This is a genomic window from Pseudoxanthomonas sp. 134C1 (genome assembly GCF_057773065.1).
The window spans coordinates 410,060-429,128 of sequence record NZ_JBYMTH010000003.1 but is presented as its reverse complement, the minus strand read 5'-3'; the positions used below and the strand labels follow the sequence as shown (position 1 = coordinate 429,128).

Genomic DNA, 19,069 nt, shown 5'->3' with positions numbered 1-19,069 from the left:
TCAGGGAGCGCCGTCTCCGGGGGGCATCGCGGGAGGCTTCACCGGATTGTTCTGCGGTTCGTCGCTGGACAGCAAGATCTCGCCGTCGCCGCGCCTGACGTCCAGATGCAGTGCCTTGGCGAGGCCGTCGATCCAGCGATCGATGCTGGCCACTTCCCACCGCCCGGTGACCCTGAGTTGCCCCAGCGCGGGATCCTGCAGGCGCACGGGGACGCGGGAATAGCGGTTGAGATCGGTGATCACGCTGGCCAGCGGTTCGCCCTGGTAGACCACGGCGCCATGCCGCCAGGCGGTGGCGAGCGGGGCGTTGACCGCCTGCGGCGGTTGCAGACCGTTGGCGACGGTGTAGCGGATCCGCTGGTTGCCGGTGGCGAGGTAGCGGCGGACATGGCCGCCTTCGGACGCACTCACCTGGACGCGGCCTTCCTCGACCACCACGGTCACGTCGCGATCGCCGTGCTCGGCCACGCTGAAGCGGGTACCCAGCGCCTGGCTGAGGATGCCCTTGGCAGCGACCACGAACGGCCGGTCGGGCGCATGCGCGACCTGGAAGTAGGCGCGGCCGTGATGCAGTTCGAGGTCGCGCCGGTCCGGGCTGTAGCGGACGCTGACTTCGGATGCGGCGTCCAGTTCCAGGATCGAACCGTCCGCGAGGGTGACCTGACGGCGCTCGCCGACCTGCGTGGCGAAGGACTGCGGGGAATCCCCGGGAGCGGCGCCCGGAACCAGGAACCAGGCCAGCGCGACGGCGAGCGTCACGCAGGCGGCGGAGGCCCATGCCCAAGGACGCAGCGTGCGCCGCCGCCGGGGAGGCGCCATCGTGGCGGACGACGCGGAGCGCGGATGCGGCGAAGCCGCCGCCGGCTGGCCGGTGCGCGCGGCGCGCGCGCGCAGCAGCGTGTCCGAGTCCAGCGTTCCCGCCGCTTCCCACAGCGCGGCCAGATCGTCGAAGGCCGTGGCGTGGGCCGGCGTGGCCATCCATTCGCACCAGGCTTCCAGTTCGGCCGCCGGCACATCCTCTTCCTGCATGCGAAGCAGCCAATGGCTGGCCTCGCGCAGGGCCGCCTTGCGCGGTTCCGTGGATGTCGGGTTCATGATTGTTCTTCCTCCCACTCGTCCGTGATGCCGTCCAGGCGTTCCTGGCAGTACGTCAGCGCGCGCGCCACATGGATGCGGACCATCCGCTCGGTCAGGCCGAGGACACCGGCAGCATCGGCAAAACTCAATTGTTGCACCCTCACCAGGCGAAAGGCTTCGGCGCAGTTGTGCGGCAGCTCCGCCAGCAGGGCCGGCAGCCGCTCCACCAGTTGCGCCGCGTTGGCCGAGCGCTCCGGACTCGCGCCCGGATCCGGCCACAGGTCCACACCGTGCGGCGTCGGCTGTTCGATATGGGCGCGGCGACGCAGCAGATCGGTCGCCAGGTTCTGCGCGATCCGGAACAGGTAGGCCCGGTGGAAGCTGATGGCGGTTTCGTTGCCCAGGTTCAACAGCTTGGCGTATGCCTCCTGCGCGACCTCCCAGGCGTCGTCGTAGGAGCCCAGCCGCAATTGCAGCATGCGCACCAGCGACTGGTTGAAGTCGCGGACCAGGTCCTCGGCGGACGCGCGCGCGCCGCCCTCGCCGGGGACCGGATAAGCGGCGGGGGGAGGTTTGTCTGTGGAATGAGCCATGCCGGTAAAGACGAAGCAGATAGCTGGAAGTGAAATGCCCTGACCCTGGCGGCAGCTTCCGGCCCGGGCACGTCAAGTCCGGTCAAGCATAGCGGGCAGGGGCACATCCGCGGATTCGGCTTTCGGGCCGGTGGCGGCCGATGAATCCAACGAGGGGCGCGACGTGCCCGTGGCGGCTTGGGGAATGGTCGCGGACGGGCAGGTGGCGCCGAGACGCCTTGCGGGGATATCTCCCGATCGCCCCCGTCGAGGCATGGATGAAGCGTTCCGCGGCCCGATTTCGGCTTGAAGCGGATCCCGTTTTCAGGCCGGAGCGAGGATGCGTGCGTCGGTGATCATGGGGAGTCTTTGCTGGACGACACGCCCTGCACATGTCTGAATGCGGATCTCCGCCAAGTTGGGGCGCGGTTAACAGAAGCGGCCTGCGCGAATGTCTACCGTGACGGCGCGGTCTTCGCCGCGAAATCATGGAGACGATTGTTATGGCTCGTAACCGTATCCCCGCAGTCGCCGCTGCGCTGGCCTTTCTTGCGCTGGTGTCTTTCAACGCGGCTGCCGGTTGGCAGGGCACGTGGCACTACTACGACGAGGAAGGCGCACTGGTGGGTTCCTGGACCGCAGGCTGCGGCGCGAAGGATGGCCGCTGGGGCATCGTCACCAGCAACAAGACCTTCACCCAGGGATGTCGCGACGAAAGCTGAAGGCGCACGCGCTGGAGTGCATGAAAAAAGCCCCGCTCACGCGGGGCTTTCTGCTGCGGTGCGGTGGACGGTCAGTCCGCATAGCGTGCGATGAAGTCGCGCACCTGCGGATAGACCTTGTCGCGCCAGCGGCGGCCGCTGAAGATGCCGTAATGGCCGGCGCCCTCGACGGTGATGTGCGCATGCCGCGCCTTGGGGATGCCGGTGCACAGGTCGTGCGCGGCGGCGGTCTGGCCCAGGCCGGAGATGTCGTCCAGCTCGCCCTCGATGCTGAGCAGCGCGGTCTTCTTGATCGCGGCCGGGTTGACCAGCTCGCCGTTGACCTTCCACTTGCCGCGCGGCAGCAGGAATTCCTGGAACACCACCCGGATGGTGTCCAGGTAGTACTCGGCCGGCATGTCCAGCACCGCGTTGTACTCGTCGTAGAAGCGGCGATGCGATTCGGCGTCCTGCAGATCGCCCTTGACCAGGTTGGCGTAGAAATCCCAGTGCGACATGAAGTGGCGGCTGGGGTTCATCGCGATGAAGCCGGCGTGCTGGAGGAAGCCCGGATACACCGCGCGGCCCTGGCCGGGGTAGGGCATCGGCACGCTGTGGATGACGTTGTTCTCGAACCACGACAGGGGATTGCGGGTGGCGAGGCTGTTGACCTCGGTCGGGCTGCGGCGCGCGTCGATCGGCCCGCCCATCATCACCAGCGAACGCGGCGTGGCTTCGCCGCGCGCGGCCATCAGCGACACCGCCGCCAGCACCGGCACGGTCGGCTGGCAGACACTGATGACGTTGAGGTTGTCGGCGCCGATGTGGCGGATGAACTCCTCCACGTAGGCGACGTAGTCGTCCAGGCTGAAAGCGCCTTCGGACGCCGGCACCATGCGCGCGTCGACCCAGTCGGTCACGTAGACCTTGTGATCGCGCAGCAGCGTGCGCACGGTATCGCGCAGCAGGGTGGCGTGATGGCCGGACAGCGGCGCGACCACCAGCACCACCGGATCGTCCTTCAGCGCCTTGATGCTGTCGGCGTCGTCGGTGTAGCGCTTGAAGCGCAGCAGCCGGCAGAACGGTTTCTTGATGATTTCCTGTTCCACCACCGGCACGGTGCGGCCTTCGACCTCCACTTCGTGGATGTCCCAGGCCGGCTTCTCGTAGTCCTTGCCGATGCGGTAGATCAGTTCATTGCCGGCGGCAATGCGCTCGGCACCGGGCAAGCTGGACAGCCAGCTGCCAGGCGCGGAAAAGATGCGCGCGTTGGCTTCGGCCATGTAGGCGAGCGGCGCCATCCAGGCACGGCCTAGTTCATGCCACTGGTAAAGAAGGGTCATGGGCAACGGGAATCCCGGATTTGGTGCGGTGTGCTGCGGCGCAGCATAGCGCAAACCGGGACCACCCGGAATCGGCCTGTTCAGCCAGCGCCCGGAATCTCCAGCGCGGCCGTTTCCGCCGCCAATGCCGGCGCCAGCCAGCAGTGCGAGCCTACCGCACGCAGCCCGGCGGCCTCGAACTGGCGGCGGTACCAGCGCCCGGGCCGGGACTGGAAGCCGTCATGGTCGCCTTCGTACTCATCCTCGCGGGCGAAGGTTTCCAGGAACGCGACTCCTCCGCACAGTTCAGCCAGGCCCGGCAGGCCCCGCCGCAGATCGCGCGTGGGCAGGTAGTGCATCACGTCGGCGCACACCACCAGATCCACCGGCGGGCACGGCCGCAGGTATTCGAAGTCGGCGAAGGTGGCCAGGTGCAGGTTGCGGCTGCGGCCATAGCGCGCAATCGCATACTCGCTGCTGTCGAAGCCCAGGTAGCGCAGGCGCGGACGCAGCTTCAGCAGCGGCGCGCGCCAGGCGCCTTCGCCGCAGCCGATGTCCAGCACGCTGCGGATCGGGCGCTCCAGGTAGTACTCGGCGGTGGCCACCGCCAGCGCGACCTTGCGCGCGAGTCGTTGCGGGCCGCCGATGTCGCCATCGCGGTACCAGCGCTGGAAGTAACGGGCGTCGTACTGTTTCATTCGGGCATGCCGCAGGATTCGTGGATGCAAGGATCGCGGTTTGCGCGGCGAAGGAAAAGGGGCCGCCCGCGCGGCCGGGTTGGACAGCCATCGACGGGATGGCGGAGAATCCGCGCACCCATCGCCCGCACCGGAGTCCCGAGTGGACAAAGCCAGCCTCTACTTCTGGGTCAAGACCTTCCATCTCGTGTTCGTGATCGCGTGGATGGCGACGGTGTTCTACCTGCCGCGGATCCTGGTCAATCTCGCCGAGACGACCGGACAGGCGGACGTGCAGGCGCGGCTGCTGCTGATGGGACGCAAGCTGTACCGCTTCGGCCACAACATGTTTGGCCTGGCAGCGATCCTGGGCCTGGTGCTGTGGCTCGGCTACAAGGTGATCCCCGGCTTTCCGACGATGGCCGCGCCCGGCGCCGGCTGGCTGCACGCCAAGCTGACCCTGGTGGTCCTGGTGCTGGCGCATTTCATCATCGCCGGCCGCTGGCTCAAGGGCGTGGAGAAGGGCCGCGCGCTGCCGTCCTCCTTCACCCTGCGGTTGTTCAACGAAGCGCCGGTGATCGTGTTGATCGGGATCGTCTGGCTGGTGCTGGCCAAACCGTTCTGATTCGAATCGAGCGGAAGCGATCCGGATCGCGGGCTTCCGCTCGGCAGCGGTGGACAGACGTGTGGGAGCGACGTGAGTCGCGAGCTTTTCGAGCAGCTCGCAGCCAGCATCGCGAATCGCGACTCACGTCGCTTCCACAAAGGAAAACGCCCGGGTTTGGCCCGGGCGTTTTCAGTTACGGCTTCTTCTCGAAATCCACCGGTTTCGGCAGTTCCACCGGCACGCCGTCGGCGTTGCAGGTGTTGGCCGCGCACAGACGCTGGCGCAGCTTCGGTGTGGACTGGACGATGAAGTGGTAGATGGTGTTCTGCTCGACGGTGCCGCGCACCGCGTCGCTGCCGGGACCGATGGCCCAGATGCCCACGTCCTCGCCACCGTGCGATTCGGATTTCAGCGGCACCAGTGATTCCTGCAGGTAGTCCGGATGCTCGGTGTCGACGGCGGTGAGATCGGGCCGGCCTTCGCTGGTCTCGACGCTGCTGGGCGCATGCAGGAAGCGCTTGGGACCGGCCTTCTGCTGGTTGCTCTCGCCGGTGTAGCCCGGGCCGTTGGCGTAGCTGAGCGTGGTGAACGGCAGGCCGGTCTGATCGCGGGCCAGATCGCCGGGCACGTCATCCTCGCCACCCTGGCCACGGACCTTGCCGAGGATCGGATTGCCGCGCACCGGATAGCCGACGAAGTTCAGCGTGTGCGAATGATCGGCGGTGACCAGGATCAGGGTGTCCTCGCGCGAGGTGGCGTCCAGCGCGGCCTGCACGGCCTCGGACATGGCGATGGTCTCGTCGAGCGCGCGGAAGGCGTTGCCGTAGTGATTGGCGTGATCGATGCGCGCGCCTTCCACCATCAGCACGTAGCCGTCCTGCCCGCGCGACAGCGTGTGGATGGCGGCGCGGGTGAGTTCCGCCAGCGACGGTTCGCCGGTCTCGCCGCGCGAACGATCGTGATCGAACTGCATGTGATCGGGTTCGAACAGGCCCAGCAGGCGCGGCGCTTCCCTGGCGGCTTCCAACTGCTTGCGGTTCCAGACGTACTGGCCATCCGGATTGGCCTTCAGCCATTCGGAAGGCAGGTCGCGGCCGTCGAGGCGCTCGCCGACCTTGTCGTCGTATTCCGGATCACGCTGCTCGGTGCCGGTGAACTCGGCGCGGCCGCCGCCCAGCGCCACCGTCGGGCCGTGGCCGAAGCGCGAGGAGGTCAGCAGTTGCTGGGCGATGTCGCGGCAACCCTGTTCGACCGCGGCCTTGGGCAGGTCGGTGTCGTTTTCCCAGTTGCGGTCCGGCACGTGCGCATAGGTCGCCGCCGGGGTGGCGTGGGTCAGGCGCGCGGTGCTGACGATACCGGTGGCCAGGCCGGCGCTGTCGGCCAGTTCCAGCCAGGTGAGCGCGGCCTTGCCGAGGCTGTCGGCGCAGTCGTCGCGGCGGCCGGCGGTGACGCCGATCGCGCCCATGTGGGTCTTCACGCCCGTGGTGATGGCGGTCATGGTGCCGGCCGAATCCGGCGTCTGCGAATCGGTGTTGTAGGTTTTGCTGAAAGCCGTGTGCGGGAAGCGCTCCCAGCTCAGCAGGTTCTCTTCGCCCGAGCCGCCCTTGCGCTGGCCGTCGAGGATGCGCGCGGCGGCGACCGTGGTCAGACTCATGCCGTCGCCGAGGAACAGGATGACGTTCTTCGCGCGACCGTTCATGGCGCCGTTGGCGGCGGCGCGGGCAGCGCCGTTGCGGTACCACCAGGCCGGCGTCTCGCCGCCGGGATGGGCGACTGCCGGGACATCGATGCGGGGTGACGCCGTCGTCGGAGTGGAGGAGGTCGCGGGCGCCGTGGCGCAGCCGGCGAGCAGGGTGGCGAGGGACATGCCCAGGGCGGGCAGGACGGCGGTACGACGCATCAGGGACTCCAGGCAAGGCAACGGGGCATTATGGCCCGGTGACAGTGTCCTGTTCATGACACATTGGCTTTCCAGCCGTGCCATCGCGTATGGACCAAGGCTGGGCTATCGTTCGGGATTCCGTTTTTTCAGGGCTGCCGATGAAGCTGGTCTCCGCATGGTTGAGGATCCCGTTCTGGCAACGGGTGGTCGGGGGCTTCGTGCTCGGCGCGCTCGCCGGCTGGCTGCTCGGGCCGGCCGCGGATACCTGGTTTGGTCCGTTGGGCACGTTGTACGTCACCCTGATCAAGATGATCGCGGTGCCGCTGGTGTTCTTCGCGGTCATCAACGCGGTGTCCAGCCTGCACGGCCAGCAATCGGTCGCGGCGCTGGGCGGGCGGACCTTCCTGTGGTTCGTCGTCACCGCCGCGCTGGCGGTCGGCGTGGGCCTGGCGGTGGGCGTGATCGTCCAGCCGGGCGTCGGCGTGACCACGCTGCAGGTGGATCCGAACTACGTGCCCAAGGACGTGCCCAGCCCGATCAAGGTGCTGCTGGACGTGGTGCCGTCCAATCCGTTCCATGCGCTGACCGGCATCGGCACCACCACGAACGCCGCGGGCGAAACCGTGCTGGCGGCGGGCAAGGGATCGATCCTGCCGGTGATCTTCTTCGCCGCGCTGCTGGGTTTCGCGATGGTCAAGCTGGGCGACCGCGTGGCCGCGGCGCGCAAGCTGGCCGGCGAGAGCAGCGAGATCATGATCCAGGTCACCCGATTCGTGCTGGAAGTGACCCCGCTGGGCACGTTCGGCCTGATCGCTTCGCTGGTCGGCGCCTATGGCTTCGGCAAGCTGCTGCCGCTGGCGAGTTTCGTCGGCGCGCTGTACCTGGCCTGCGCGCTGCATATCGTGCTGACTTACAGCCTGCTGTTGCTCAGCCATGGGCTGAATCCGTGGAAGTTCTTCCGCGGCGCCGCCTCGGCGATGCAGGTGGCCTTCGTCAGTTCTTCCAGCTTCGCCTCGATGCCGGCGGCGATCCGCGCGGTCACCCACAACCTGGGCGTGGACAAGAACTACGCCTCGTTCGCGGTGCCGCTGGGCGCGAGCATCAAGATGGACGGCTGCGGCGCGATCTATCCGGCCCTGTGCGCGGTCTTCATCTCGCAGTACACCGGACATCCACTCAGCGCCGACCAGTACTTCGTCGTGCTGATCGCCTCGGTGCTGGGCAGCTTCGGCACCGCCGGCGTGCCGGGCACGGCGGTGGTGATGGCCACGGTGGTGCTGACCGCAGCCGGTCTGCCGCTGGAAACCATCGGCTATCTCTACGCGATCGATCGCGTGCTCGACATGATGCGCACCATGACCAACGTGACCGGTCAGATGGTCGTGCCGGTGCTGGTGGCCAAGGAAACCGGCCTGCTGGATCGCGGGATCTACGAGGCCGCGCCGACCAACATCGGGCTGGAGGAGGGTGTCGGTTCCGATGAGCGCGCCGCCTGAGGCCTACACGCTGATCGAGCGTTTCCCGGAGATCGACGACTTCCGCCGGCTGCGCGCGGTGGCCGGCCTGTCGCCGAAGGCGCAGGAAGCCGCCGAACGTGGACTGCCCAACACGCTGTATGGCGTCAGCATCCTGCACGAAGGACGCGCCATCGGCATGGGCCGGATCATCGGCGATGGCGGCCTGTGCTTCGTGGTGGTCGACATCGCGGTCGAACCGGAACACCAGGGCCGCGGCCTGGGCAAGCGCATCATGGCCGCACTGGACGCCTGGCTGAAGGCGAACGCGCTCGACACCGCCCATGTCTCGCTGATCGCCGACGGCGAAGCCAGGCACCTGTACGCGCAGTACGGCTTCGCCGACGTCGGTCCGGTCTCGGTGGGCATGCATTACGTCGTCCGCCGCGACACGGTACCGTCGACGCCCTGACCGACCGTGGCCTGGCCGGCGCGCTGGTTTCGTTGTCCTCACCTGGACAGTCCTGCGAAATGCCGGAGATGCGCATGTCGGCCCGTGTTGCCGCGCCACGCCCGCGATTCTTCCTGTGGATGAGCCTGGCCTGCCTGGCGGTGGCCATCACGGGTTTTTCCACCACCTTCCTCATTCCATTGGCGCGCGGCCGTTTCCAGGCACCGGCTGTCATCCATGTGCATGCGCTGCTGCTGTTCGGCTGGCTGCTGCTGTTCATCGCGCAGGCCTCGCTGATCCAGCGGCGGCGGTTCCTGACCCATCGCCGCCTTGGCCTGCTGGGGGCAGTGATGTGTCCGGCGATTGCCGTATCCGGCATCGCGGTGGGCCTGTACGCCACGCGGCGCGATCTGGCTGCCGGTGGCGGTGACTTCGTGCTGGGCCAGATGGTCAACGTCGTCATCGAGATGCTGTTGTTCGCCGCACTGGTCACCGCGGCGCTGCTGCTGCGCCGAGACGGCGAGAGCCATAAACGCCTGTTGCTGCTGGCGACCCTGTCGGCCCTGGGCCCGGCATGGTTGCGTTTCCGCCACCTGCTGCCGGCGGTACCCCATCCGTTCGTGGTGTTCTCGCTGGTGGCGGACTCGGTGCTGCTGGTGGCCATCGCCCGTGACCTGCGGGTCATGGGCTGGATCCATCCCGTCTATCTCTGGGGCGGTGGCGCAATGGTCGCGGTCCATATGGTCGAACTGGCCGCCGTCACCAGCCCCCTCTGGGTCCGCCTGGGCGGGTGGATGGCATGAGCGGGCGGGCATGACTTCCGGGCAGGGCGCCCGCGACGCCGTTGGCGTAGGCTCGGCCCACCTGACTGGGGACTATTCCAATGCGCATGAACAAGGCCTTCTGGTTGATGGCCGGTCTGCTGCTGTCGTTGCCGGCGCTGGCCGCCGATGCCGACCGCTGGACCGTGCCGGTGGCGACCAAGAAACTCGACAACGGCCTGACCGTCGTCATTTCCGAAGATCACAGCTCGCCGGTGGTCGGCGTCAGCGTGGTCTACCACGTCGGCATGCGGCTGGAGCCGCGCAACCGCACCGGCTTCGCCCACCTGTTTGAACACCTCATGTTCCAGGGCACGCCGAACGCGAAGAAGGGCGTGTTCGACAGCGTCATCACCGGCGGTGGCGGCAACAACAACGGTTCCACCCGCGCCGATTTCACCAACTACATCGAGACCGCGCCGGTGTCCTCGCTGGACGCGCTCCTGTGGCTGGAAGCGGATCGCATGAAGACCCTGGACTTCAACGCCGAGACGCTGAAGAACCAGCAGGATGTGGTCAAGGAGGAAATCCGCGTCAACGTGAAGAACCAGCCCTACGGCGGCTTCATGTGGATCGACATCGGCCAGCAGGCGTTCCAGAAGTGGGAGAACAACCACGACGGCTACGGCAGCTTCGAGGATCTGGAGAACGCCAGCCTGGAGGACGTGAAGGCTTTCCATCGCGACTACTACGGTCCCAACAACGCGGTGCTGGCGATTGCCGGCGACATCACCCCGGAGCAGGGCTTCGCGCTGGCGGAGAAATATTTCGGCGGCATTCCCGCGCGCGCCACGCCGGCCGCGCCGGACTACAAGGAAGGCCTGAACACGCAGGAAAAGCGCGTGCAGCAGAGCGACGCGCTGGCGCAGGTGCCCGCGATCGCCGCGGCCTGGAAGATGCCGGATCGCGGCAGCCGCGATCAGGCGCCGATGGCGGTGCTGGGCGCGCTGCTCGCCAACGGCGATGCCTCGCGGCTGTACCAGGGTCTGGTCAAGGGCCGCGAACTCGCGCTCAACGTGGAGTCGCTGTACGGCCTGACCAGTGAATGGGAATACGACGGTCCGACCCTGTTCACGGTGTTCGCGCTGTACAAGCCGACCACGGATGCCGACACGGTGCTCAAGGGCATCGACGAGGAAATCGCCCGCATCGCGCGCGAAGGCGCCGACGACGCCACCCTGGCGCGCATCAAGACCCAGTTGCTGGCCGACTGGTACAACGGCCTGGAAATGTTCCTCAACCGTGCCGACACCCTGGCCAAACTGCAGACGCTGTGGGGCGACGCCAACGTCGCCAACCAGATCCCCGGCTGGATCCGGAACGTCACGTCCGAGGACGTCAAGCGCGCCGCCGCCACTTACCTGACCCCGGCCAACCGCACCGTCATCGACCGCAAGCCCGCGGCGATGCTGGCGCCGGCGGCGAAGAAGGAATGAGGAGAATCCCGATGAGCCTGCACAAGACCGCGATTGCCCTCGCCCTGACCACGCTGTTCGCCGGCGCGGCGCATGCCGCCGAGCCGGTGCTGCCGAAGGACCTGCCGCCGTACGCGCCGGACAAGCCGTTGCCGGTGCCGCAGATCGAGAAGAAGACGCTCGCCAACGGGCTGGAAGTGTGGGTGGTGCCGCGCGACGGCATCCCGCGCGTGGACTACGTGCTGGCGGTGCGCAACGCCGGCCTGGCCGCGGACGCGGCCAACGCGTCGGGCTTCGCCAGCCTGTTCGCCGGCCTGCTGACCGAGGGCACCGCGCGCCGAGATTCGCGCGCCATCGCCGAAACCGCGCAGAGCCATGGCGGCAGCATCGGCGCTGGCGCCAGCAATGACGGCGTCACGGTGTATGCCGATGCGCTCGCCAGCCAGGCCGCGCCGATGCTGGATCTGCTGGCCGAGGTCGTGCGCGAGCCGACCTTCCCCGAAAACGAGGTCAAGCTGGCCCAGGCCAATGCGGCCCAGCAGTTGAAGGCCAACGAAGCGCAGCCGTCGTTCCGCGCCAACCGCGCGATGCTGGCGGCGGTGTACGGTGACCATCCGTATGCGCGCACCCAGCTCAGCGAAGCGGGCATCGCCGCCCTCGCCACGCCCGCGCTGCGCGCCGAGCACGCGCGTCGTTTCCACCCGGACCGCAGCCTGCTGGTGATCACCGGCCGGGTCACGCCGGCGCAGGGCTTCGCGATGGCGGAAAAGGCGTTCGGCAACTGGAAGGGCAGCGGCGGCGAAGTGGCGGATACCGCGGCGGCGCCGCGCACCGCCACCCCGAAGTTCGTGCTGCTGCAGCGCGACGGCAGCGTGCAGTCCACCCTGCGCATCGGCCAGCCGGCGCTGGCCGCGACCGACCCGGACTATGTCCCGCTGCAACTCACCCGGATCCTGCTGGGTGGCGGCTTCAGCAGCCGGGTCAACCTCAACCTGCGCGAGGAGAAGGGCTACACCTATGGCGCGGGCACGCGTCTTTCCGCGTCCCGTGCAGGGGGCGACCTGGTCTCGCAGGCCGACGTGCGCAATGAGGTCACCGGTGCTTCACTGAAGGAGTTCTTCGGCGAATTCGATCGCATGCGCAACGAACCGGTGCCGGCCAAGGAACTGGACGACACCAAGCGCTACATCGCCGGCGACTATGTCCTCAGCAACCAGTTGCAGGGCGCGGTGGCCGGCACGCTGGCGAAGAACTGGCTGATCGGCCTGCCGTCGGATTTCCTCGGCCAGTACGTGCCGCGCCTGCGCCAGATCGATGCGACCAAGGTGCAGGCGGTCGCGAAGCAGTATTTCGATCCGAAGCAGCAGTCGATCATCGTGGTCGGTGACGGCAAGGCGATCGCCGAGCAGCTCAAACCCTACGGTACGTTCCAGACTTCACAGAAGTAAGCCGCAAGACTGCAATTCCCTGTCGTTCAAAGCCGGCGTCCGCGCCGGCTTTTTTTTGCGCGGCGAGGAGAGGGGAAACGGACGCCGTGAACGCCGGACTGGCGTATCTTTGCCGCTCCACCCGAGGAGATCCCCCATGAGCGGCGAGCAGCGCGAACTGAACTTCCGTTTCCTGGCCCAGCCCACCGACGTCAACTATGGCGGCAAGGTCCACGGCGGCATCGTGATGAAGTGGATCGATCAGGTCGGCTACGCCGCGGCGGTAGGGTGGAGCGGCCATTACAGCGTGACCGTGGCGGTGGGCGGCATCCGCTTCGTCGCGCCGATCCGCACCAGCGACCTGGTGACGGTGTCGGCCAAGCTGGTCTACACCGGCACCAGCAGCATGCATTTCGCCGTGGACGTGCGCGCCCGCGATCCGATGGGCGGCGAGTCGCGCCTGTGCACCCATTGCATCATCGTGTTCGTCGCCCTGGACCAGGTCGAGGGCCGGCCCATCGCGGTACCGGCCTGGAAGCCGGAAACGACGGAGGATTGCCGCCTGGCCGAGTACGCGCTGAAAGTGATGGAACTGAGCAAGGGCATCGAGGAAACCGTCGCCCATTACCAGAGCGCGGGCGCGACGACTTGAACCCCTTGCAGGAGCGACGTGAGCCGCGACCGGGTGTGCCGGGACGTCCGGAAATCCACCGGCAGTCAGGCGAGCTTGTTTCTGGCAGAGAGTGGAAAAGCGAAAGCTCGCGACTCACGTCGCTCCCACAGGGAAACTGCCTGGAGCCGTCCATTGCGGGAGCGGCGTGAGTCGCGACGAGGTGCACCAGGGCGTTCCGAAATCCGCCGTCAGTCCGGCAAGCCTGTTTCTGGCAGGGAGCGGAAAAGCGAAAGCTCGCGACTCACGTCGCTCCCACATGTCGGAAGGTCGAATCGGGATGCGCGCCATGAAGGCGCGCGGGCTTACATCGCGACGCGGCGAGCCTGCATGAAGCGCGGTGCCCAGTAGCCGCTCATCAGGGTGTCCACGCGGACATCCTTGCCGGTGCTGGGGGAGTGCAGGAAGCGGCCTTCGCCAACGTAGATGCCGACGTGGTTGATCCGGCCCTTGCGGCCGAAGAACACCAGGTCGCCCTGCTTGAGTTCGTCGCGGCTGGCGATCAGCTGGCCATTGGCCTGCGAGGCCATGTCGCGGGACACGCGCGGCAGCTCGATGCCCAGCGCGGTGCGGAACACGTAACCGACCAGGCCGCTGCAGTCGAAACCGCTGTCAGGCGAGGTGCCGCCCCAGCGGTAGGGCGTGCCCATCAGGGTCAGCGCACGCTTGAGCACCGTCTGGATCTTGCCGCCCTCGTCCTTGACCACGCCTTCCCTGCTGAGGTCGTAACCGGCCAGCAGGCGGCTGAGGTCGCCGGCCACCATGGTCGAGCGGTCCAGCAGCGGCAGGCTGTCGCTGGCGGCCAGGCGGGGCAGGAGGGCGGTGAGGGTGGCGGTGGCGGCTTCGGCCGCCTTTTCCTTGATGCTGAACGAGGCCGGCCTGGCGGCTTCGCGGGGCGCGGCTTCCGCGGCTACGGCCGGGGCGGTGGTGTCAGTGGAATCGATCTCGACCGCGTCGGCGGTCGGCGCATGCTGCTGGGCCCAGGCGGGGACGCTCGCGGCAATCAGCACAGCCAGGGAAAGCAATCGGCTCACGCCCCGCAGGGTGCGGTGGGTGGCGGCGGGCTGGCCTGGCGGCAGGTCGTCGGTCGTCACGCGGAGTCGGGAAAAATGCGAAGCGGCAATAGTGCCGTCATATCGCGTCGATTTGGTTCACAAATCGTTATTTATTCGTTAACAATATCGGGCCTGGGTCACAGAAGTGGCCGGCTTCAGTGCAGAACCCGTTTGGCGCCCGTGTAATGGTCCCGCCAGTAACTGCCATCCAGGTGGTCCAGCCGGACCGTGCCCCCGGTGCTGGGCGCATGCACGAAACGGCCTTCGCCGACATAGATTCCGACGTGGCTGACGCTGCCGCGGCTGCCGAAGAACACCAGATCGGCCGGCGCCAGCTTGCGCGGCTCGATGCGCGGTCCCTGCACCCGGGACAGCTCGCCCGAGGTCCGGGGCAGCTTCAGGTCCAGCATGTCGCGGAAGACGTAGGCGACCAGTCCGCTGCAGTCGAAGCCGGATTCGGGGGTGTTGCCGCCGTAGCGATAGGGCGTGCCGACCAGGCCGATGGCCCGCATGAGCACGGCATTGGCGGCGGCGGGATCCTCGGCGTCGACCCTGGGCCACTCCCGGGCCGGCGGCGGCGGGGCGCGGCGAACGGTCTCCTTGCCACCGCCACAGCCCGCCAGCACGAGGGCCGGCAACAGCGCGATCGCGAGGACGGCGCGGGGGATCGCGGGTGGCGGCGGGGCGCCCAAGCCGGGATAATGCACGGTCTTCATTGCGGCGCATCTTCGCCCGCAATCCACCTGGCCGACAAGCCACCACGCCTGCCGCCGGCAGCCCAGATTCCAGAGTCCTGAATGAAAATCGCAAAAGACAGCGTCGTCCGTTTCCACTACACCGTCTCCGAAGTCGGCCAGGAGCCGCTGGAAAGCTCCAAGGACCGCGAGCCGCTCGCCATCCTGATCGGCCACGGCAACATCATCCCGGGCCTGGAGAACGCCATGCAGGATCGCGAAGCCGGCGAAAGCTTCAGCGTGGACGTGACCGCCGCCGAAGCCTACGGCGAGCGTCGCGACGGCTTGAGCCAGCGCGTGCCCAAGAAGCACTTCGGCACCCAGAAGCTCGTTCCGGGCCAGCAGGTCGTGCTGAACACCAACTTCGGCCCGCGCGCGGTGACCATCCAGAAGGTCGGCATGAGCGTGGTCGACGTCGACCTGAACCACCCGATGGCCGGCAAGGATCTGCATTTCGACGTGGAAATCGTCGAAGTGCGCGAAGCTTCGCAGGAAGAAGTCGAGCACGGCCACGTGCATGGCGACGGTGGTCATCACCACTGAGCGGACATTTCCCGCGACCGATACTGGAACGGCCCGCGTGAGCGGGCCGTTTTCATTTCCGGCGCGGCTCCGGCCGGTCAGTGCGCGCGCTTCTCGCCACCGGGGTGTTCCGGAATGACCGCAATCGCGTCGACCTCGACCCGGACGCCGGGCTGGAACAGCGCCTGCACGCCGACCAGCGCGCTGGCGGGCGGCCGCTTCGGATCAATCCAGCGGTCCCGCACCGTTCTTATCGCCGGCAATAGGGTGGAATCGAAATCGCGGACATAGATGGTCAGTCGCGCCACGTGGGAGAAATCGCTGCCGGCCGCGCGCAGGGTCGCGTCCAGGTTGCGCATCACCTGTTCCATCTGCGCTTCCAGCGAGTCTTCCACCAGACTGCCGTCCGCACGCAACGGGACATGGCCGGAGAGCAGCAACAGCTTGCCTCCGTCGATGCGCATGGCCTGGGAAACGTTGGGAATGGTGGCGCCGGGGGGATTGACGGCATACAACATGGAATCAGACTCCTGGGCGAACAAGGCGAGGGAATGACCGGCGAGCAGCGCGGCCAGCGCGAAACGGATGCCACGCGATTTCATTCGTTCGTCTCCGTCAGTGCGTGGATGACTTCGTGGCTGGACATGGCGTGTCCGAAATGGTGGACGACCTCGTCAAGCACGTGCGTGCGCTGCGCGGCGGTGAATGCCGCGCTGGCGTCTTCGACCAGGATGACGTCGTAGCCCAGATCGTGCGCGGCGCGCAGCGTCGACTCCACGCAGACATGCAGCGCGAAGCCGGCGATGAGCAGGGTATCGATGCCCCGGTTGCGAAGATAGGCGTCCAGGTTGGAACCGGCGAAGGCGCTTCCGCCCAGGCGGCCGCTGGCGACGAACTCGCCGGAAACGGGCTGGAACGGACCAAAGAAATCCGCCCCCTGGCCACGGAAGGTGCCCACGCGCGGGATGACCTCGCGGAGGCCATGGCGGGCGCGCCCCAGTTCCGGGTGGCCCGGGTCGAAGCGCAGGCCGGAATGGATCACCGGCAGGCCGGCGGCGCGGGCGGCATCGAGCAGGCGGGTGCCGGCGGCGACGGCATCCGCCAGTTGCGCGCGATCCTGGACCAGGCCATTGAGCTTGCCGTCTTCGGCCAGCCACTCGTTCTGGAATTCGATGAGCAGCAGGGCCGCGCGCCCGGCCCGGTGTTGCTGGCGCAGGGCCTCGGTGTCGGTGGCGCGTTCGCCGGCCGTTACGGGGGCGGCGGCGGTCGTCAGGGCCGCGCCCAGGACCATGGCGCCCAGCAGGGAGTGAAGGGGAAGGGGAATCATCGGAGGCTCCTTGAAACGGGAGCGGATAGCCTATTCAGTTTCATTTATGCAGAATATCGCGATTAATTGAATATCAAATTGCATATCTGGAATCATGCTGGACGATCTTGCCCTCTTCATCGCCATCGTCGAAGCCGGCAGTCTCAATCAGGCCGCCGGACGACTGGGCCTGCCCACCTCCACGCTGACCCGGCGGCTGCAACGACTCGAACGCGAACTGGGTTGCCGCCTGCTGCATCGCAGTGCCCGCCGGATGACGCCGACACCGGAAGGTTGGCAGTACTACGAGCGCAGTCGTCCGCTGGTGCAATCGCTGCAACAGGTGGTCGAGCAACTGGACGACAGCCTCAGGGAGGTGAAAGGATTGTTGCGCGTGCTGGCGCCGATCAACTTGGCCAATGGGGTGTTCGCGGACGCCTGGGGCGGTTTCCTGGCGCGGCATCCGCAGATACGGCTGGAACTGCAATTGAGCAACCAGACCCAGGATCTGCACGCCAGTCACGCCGATCTCGCCATCCGCACCGGCGAGCAGCCGGATTCGCAGCTGCAGCAGCGCAGGCTGGGAGAGATAGGGGTCAGGCTGGTCGCCTCGCCGGCCTACCTGCGCGACCGTCCGCCACCGGCAGCACCCGCCGAGCTGCAGCAGCACGATGTCGTGGTGGCCGAACCGCTGGCGCTCTGGACGTTCCGCCACCGGCACGGCGGGGAACGGTTCGAACTCAGTCCGGCCGCGCGGATGCGGGTCAACGACCTCGGCCTGGCGGTCGACGCCGCCCGCAAGGGCATGGGCATCCTGATGTGCCCGTTGAATGTCTGCCAGCAGGGGCTCGAGAAGGGGGAACTGGTGGAGGTGATGGCGGACTGGCGCTTGCCATCGCGCGCCGTGTACGCGGTCTGGCCGCAGCAGCGTTATCTGCCGGCCCGGGTGCGTGCGCTGGTCGAGCACCTGGTCGGGTTCGCCGCCGACCAACCGTTGCTCCGGAGCGCCTGAAGTCCCTCTGGGGGCGGCACGGTGGGCATGCTTTAATGCCGGCCGGATCCAGGGAGGAACAGGGCATGAGCGCAGTACCGGAGAGTGCGGGCGCGTCGCTGCGGCCAGTGGCCGCCGGCGAACGCATCGAAACCATGGATGTGCTGCGCGGCTTCGCGCTGCTGGGCATCCTGCTGATGAACATCGAGGGCATGGCCGGCCCGTTGTTCCAATCGTTCTCCGGGCTCGACCCCGCCCTGACCGGGGCTGATCGCATCGCCGACGCTCTGATCTACATCCTGGTGCAGGGCAAGTTCTACACGCTGTTCTCGTTGCTGTTCGGCATGGGCTTCGCGGTGATGTCCACCCGCGCCGAGGCACGGGGGCAGCCGTTCGCGGGCGTGTACTGGCGGCGGAGTCTGGTACTGCTCTGCATCGGTCTGATCCACGGCCTGCTCATCTGGTCGGGCGACATCCTGCTGATGTATGCGTTGTTGTCGTTCCTGCTGCTGGCGTTCCGCAACGTATCGGCCAAGTGGCTGCCGTGGCTGGCGGGACTGACCTACCTCGCGTCGTCGGGAATGATGCTCCTGCTGGGGCTGGTGGGATCGGCGATGCAACTGGATCCGAACGCGGCCGCGCAGTGGAATCAGGAGATGGCCAAGGCCGGCGTTGAAATGAACGCGATGCTGGAGGCCCAGCGCCACGCCTATGGTGTCGGCACCTATCTGGAAGCCGTCGCGCAGCGTGCCAGCGATGTCGGCTTCATGCTGAGCAACCTGTTGTTCATCGGCCCCACCGTGTTCGGCATGTTCCTGTTCGGCACATGGTTCGTGAAGAGCGGCGCCATCGCCGCGCCGGACCGTTTCCCGCGCCTGTTCGCATTCCTGCGCTGGGGCGCGCTGCCGCTGGGACTGGCCCTGATGCTGCTGTCGTTCTGGATGGAGCCCACCGCGGATTTCAACAACATCAGCCTGCACGCGTCGCTGGCGTTCGTGGCCAGTTCCGTTGGCAGCGTGCTGATGGCGTTCGGCTACCTGGGCTGGATCGTGAAGGGCGTGCGGTCGATGGCGGCCGCACCGTTGCTGCACTGGCTGGCGCCCGCAGGACGCATGGCGCTGACCAACTACCTGACGCAATCGATCGTGTGCACGCTGATCTTCAACGGCTACGGGCTGGGCTATCTGGATCAGTTGCCGCGCGCGTGGCAGGTGCCGTTCGTGTTCACGGTGTTCCTGCTCCAGGTGGTATTCAGCCGTTGGTGGCTGGTGCGTTTCCGCTTCGGGCCTGCCGAGTGGGTCTGGCGTTCGCTGACCTACCTGCGACCGCAGCCGATGCGCGTGAGTCCCGCATCCGCCTGAGGACACCGGAAGAAAAAACGGCCC

General features: G+C 67.3%; 19 protein-coding genes and 1 pseudogene. 11 read left to right on the top strand and 9 right to left on the bottom strand.

The window, feature by feature from the left end; genetic code table 11:
* The gene (locus AC3DEZ_RS09180) at positions 1-1,095 is read right to left on the bottom strand and encodes a FecR family protein (protein WP_488387930.1); all 1,095 of its coding nucleotides are present in this window, start codon (positions 1,093-1,095) and stop codon (positions 1-3) included.
* Positions 1,092-1,670 carry an RNA polymerase sigma factor gene (locus AC3DEZ_RS09175; RefSeq protein WP_488387929.1) on the bottom strand — a complete coding sequence of 193 codons (579 nt, stop codon included), beginning with the start codon at positions 1,668-1,670 and terminating at the stop codon, positions 1,092-1,094. The genes AC3DEZ_RS09180 and AC3DEZ_RS09175 overlap by 4 nt, the downstream gene beginning before the upstream one ends.
* 482 nt (positions 1,671-2,152) lie before the next feature.
* On the opposite strand from AC3DEZ_RS09175, the gene AC3DEZ_RS09170 reads away from it, so the two are divergent.
* Positions 2,153-2,371, top strand: a complete 219-nt coding sequence (locus tag AC3DEZ_RS09170; protein WP_488387928.1) for a DUF6289 family protein — start codon at positions 2,153-2,155, stop codon at positions 2,369-2,371.
* A gap of 80 nt (positions 2,372-2,451) precedes the next feature.
* On the opposite strand, the pseudogene AC3DEZ_RS09165 reads toward AC3DEZ_RS09170, so the two are convergent.
* Together AC3DEZ_RS09165 and AC3DEZ_RS09160 are read right to left on the bottom strand one after the other, a co-directional pair.
* A pseudogene (locus AC3DEZ_RS09165) lies at positions 2,452-3,693 on the bottom strand (polyhydroxyalkanoate depolymerase); the annotation flags it as partial.
* An 80-nt stretch (positions 3,694-3,773) separates the two neighbouring features.
* Positions 3,774-4,370 carry a class I SAM-dependent DNA methyltransferase gene (locus AC3DEZ_RS09160; RefSeq protein ID WP_488387927.1) on the bottom strand — a complete coding sequence of 199 codons (597 nt, stop codon included), beginning with the start codon at positions 4,368-4,370 and terminating at the stop codon, positions 3,774-3,776.
* Between the two features lie 142 nt (positions 4,371-4,512).
* On the opposite strand from AC3DEZ_RS09160, the gene AC3DEZ_RS09155 reads away from it, so the two are divergent.
* The gene (locus tag AC3DEZ_RS09155; RefSeq protein WP_488387926.1) at positions 4,513-4,974 is read left to right on the top strand and encodes a CopD family protein; all 462 of its coding nucleotides are present in this window, start codon (positions 4,513-4,515) and stop codon (positions 4,972-4,974) included.
* A gap of 175 nt (positions 4,975-5,149) precedes the next feature.
* Here AC3DEZ_RS09155 and AC3DEZ_RS09150 read toward each other — a convergent pair whose 3' ends face one another.
* On the bottom strand, positions 5,150-6,856 hold the full coding sequence (locus tag AC3DEZ_RS09150; protein WP_488387925.1) for an alkaline phosphatase family protein: 1,707 nt from the start codon (positions 6,854-6,856) through the stop codon (positions 5,150-5,152).
* Positions 6,857-6,996: 140 nt separating this feature from the next.
* Here AC3DEZ_RS09150 and AC3DEZ_RS09145 point away from each other — a divergent pair, with 140 nt between their 5' ends.
* The 6 genes from AC3DEZ_RS09145 to AC3DEZ_RS09120 all read left to right on the top strand — a co-directional run bounded on the left by AC3DEZ_RS09145 (position 6,997) and on the right by AC3DEZ_RS09120 (position 13,058).
* Complete coding sequence (locus AC3DEZ_RS09145) at positions 6,997-8,334, top strand: dicarboxylate/amino acid:cation symporter (protein WP_488387924.1); 1,338 nt, start codon at positions 6,997-6,999, stop codon at positions 8,332-8,334.
* Positions 8,318-8,764: a GNAT family N-acetyltransferase gene (locus AC3DEZ_RS09140; protein WP_488387923.1), complete on the top strand. Its 447-nt coding sequence runs from the start codon at positions 8,318-8,320 to the stop codon at positions 8,762-8,764. Before AC3DEZ_RS09145 ends, AC3DEZ_RS09140 begins: the two co-directional genes overlap by 17 nt.
* Before the next feature lie 74 nt (positions 8,765-8,838).
* On the top strand, positions 8,839-9,546 hold the full coding sequence (locus tag AC3DEZ_RS09135) for a hypothetical protein (protein ID WP_488387922.1): 708 nt from the start codon (positions 8,839-8,841) through the stop codon (positions 9,544-9,546).
* Between the two features lie 80 nt (positions 9,547-9,626).
* Positions 9,627-11,000 (top strand): M16 family metallopeptidase, encoded by a 1,374-nt coding sequence (locus tag AC3DEZ_RS09130; protein ID WP_488387921.1) that lies wholly within the window; start codon positions 9,627-9,629, stop codon positions 10,998-11,000.
* A gap of 11 nt (positions 11,001-11,011) precedes the next feature.
* Positions 11,012-12,427 carry a M16 family metallopeptidase gene (locus AC3DEZ_RS09125; RefSeq protein WP_488387920.1) on the top strand — a complete coding sequence of 472 codons (1,416 nt, stop codon included), beginning with the start codon at positions 11,012-11,014 and terminating at the stop codon, positions 12,425-12,427.
* A gap of 136 nt (positions 12,428-12,563) precedes the next feature.
* Positions 12,564-13,058, top strand: coding sequence for an acyl-CoA thioesterase (locus AC3DEZ_RS09120; protein WP_488387919.1), 495 nt, complete (start codon positions 12,564-12,566; stop codon positions 13,056-13,058).
* A gap of 323 nt (positions 13,059-13,381) precedes the next feature.
* Here the strand turns inward: AC3DEZ_RS09120 and AC3DEZ_RS09115 are convergent, their stop codons facing one another.
* Positions 13,382-14,170: a C40 family peptidase gene (locus AC3DEZ_RS09115; protein WP_488387918.1), complete on the bottom strand. Its 789-nt coding sequence runs from the start codon at positions 14,168-14,170 to the stop codon at positions 13,382-13,384.
* Between the two features lie 116 nt (positions 14,171-14,286).
* Positions 14,287-14,847 carry a C40 family peptidase gene (locus tag AC3DEZ_RS09110; RefSeq protein WP_488387917.1) on the bottom strand — a complete coding sequence of 187 codons (561 nt, stop codon included), beginning with the start codon at positions 14,845-14,847 and terminating at the stop codon, positions 14,287-14,289.
* 81 nt (positions 14,848-14,928) lie between these two features.
* Here AC3DEZ_RS09110 and AC3DEZ_RS09105 point away from each other — a divergent pair, with 81 nt between their 5' ends.
* Positions 14,929-15,408 carry an FKBP-type peptidyl-prolyl cis-trans isomerase gene (locus tag AC3DEZ_RS09105; RefSeq protein WP_488387916.1) on the top strand — a complete coding sequence of 160 codons (480 nt, stop codon included), beginning with the start codon at positions 14,929-14,931 and terminating at the stop codon, positions 15,406-15,408.
* A 77-nt stretch (positions 15,409-15,485) separates the two neighbouring features.
* Here the strand turns inward: AC3DEZ_RS09105 and AC3DEZ_RS09100 are convergent, their stop codons facing one another.
* Positions 15,486-15,989 (bottom strand): RidA family protein, encoded by a 504-nt coding sequence (locus AC3DEZ_RS09100; protein WP_488387915.1) that lies wholly within the window; start codon positions 15,987-15,989, stop codon positions 15,486-15,488.
* Entirely contained in the window at positions 15,986-16,714 is a 729-nt protein-coding gene (locus tag AC3DEZ_RS09095; RefSeq protein ID WP_488387914.1) for a cysteine hydrolase family protein, read from the bottom strand. The genes AC3DEZ_RS09100 and AC3DEZ_RS09095 overlap by 4 nt, the downstream gene beginning before the upstream one ends.
* A 94-nt stretch (positions 16,715-16,808) precedes the next feature.
* Here AC3DEZ_RS09095 and AC3DEZ_RS09090 point away from each other — a divergent pair, with 94 nt between their 5' ends.
* Positions 16,809-17,705 carry a LysR family transcriptional regulator gene (locus AC3DEZ_RS09090; protein WP_488387913.1) on the top strand — a complete coding sequence of 299 codons (897 nt, stop codon included), beginning with the start codon at positions 16,809-16,811 and terminating at the stop codon, positions 17,703-17,705.
* 65 nt (positions 17,706-17,770) lie between these two features.
* Positions 17,771-19,045: a DUF418 domain-containing protein gene (locus AC3DEZ_RS09085; RefSeq protein WP_488387912.1), complete on the top strand. Its 1,275-nt coding sequence runs from the start codon at positions 17,771-17,773 to the stop codon at positions 19,043-19,045.
* Positions 19,046-19,069 lie beyond the last annotated feature (24 nt).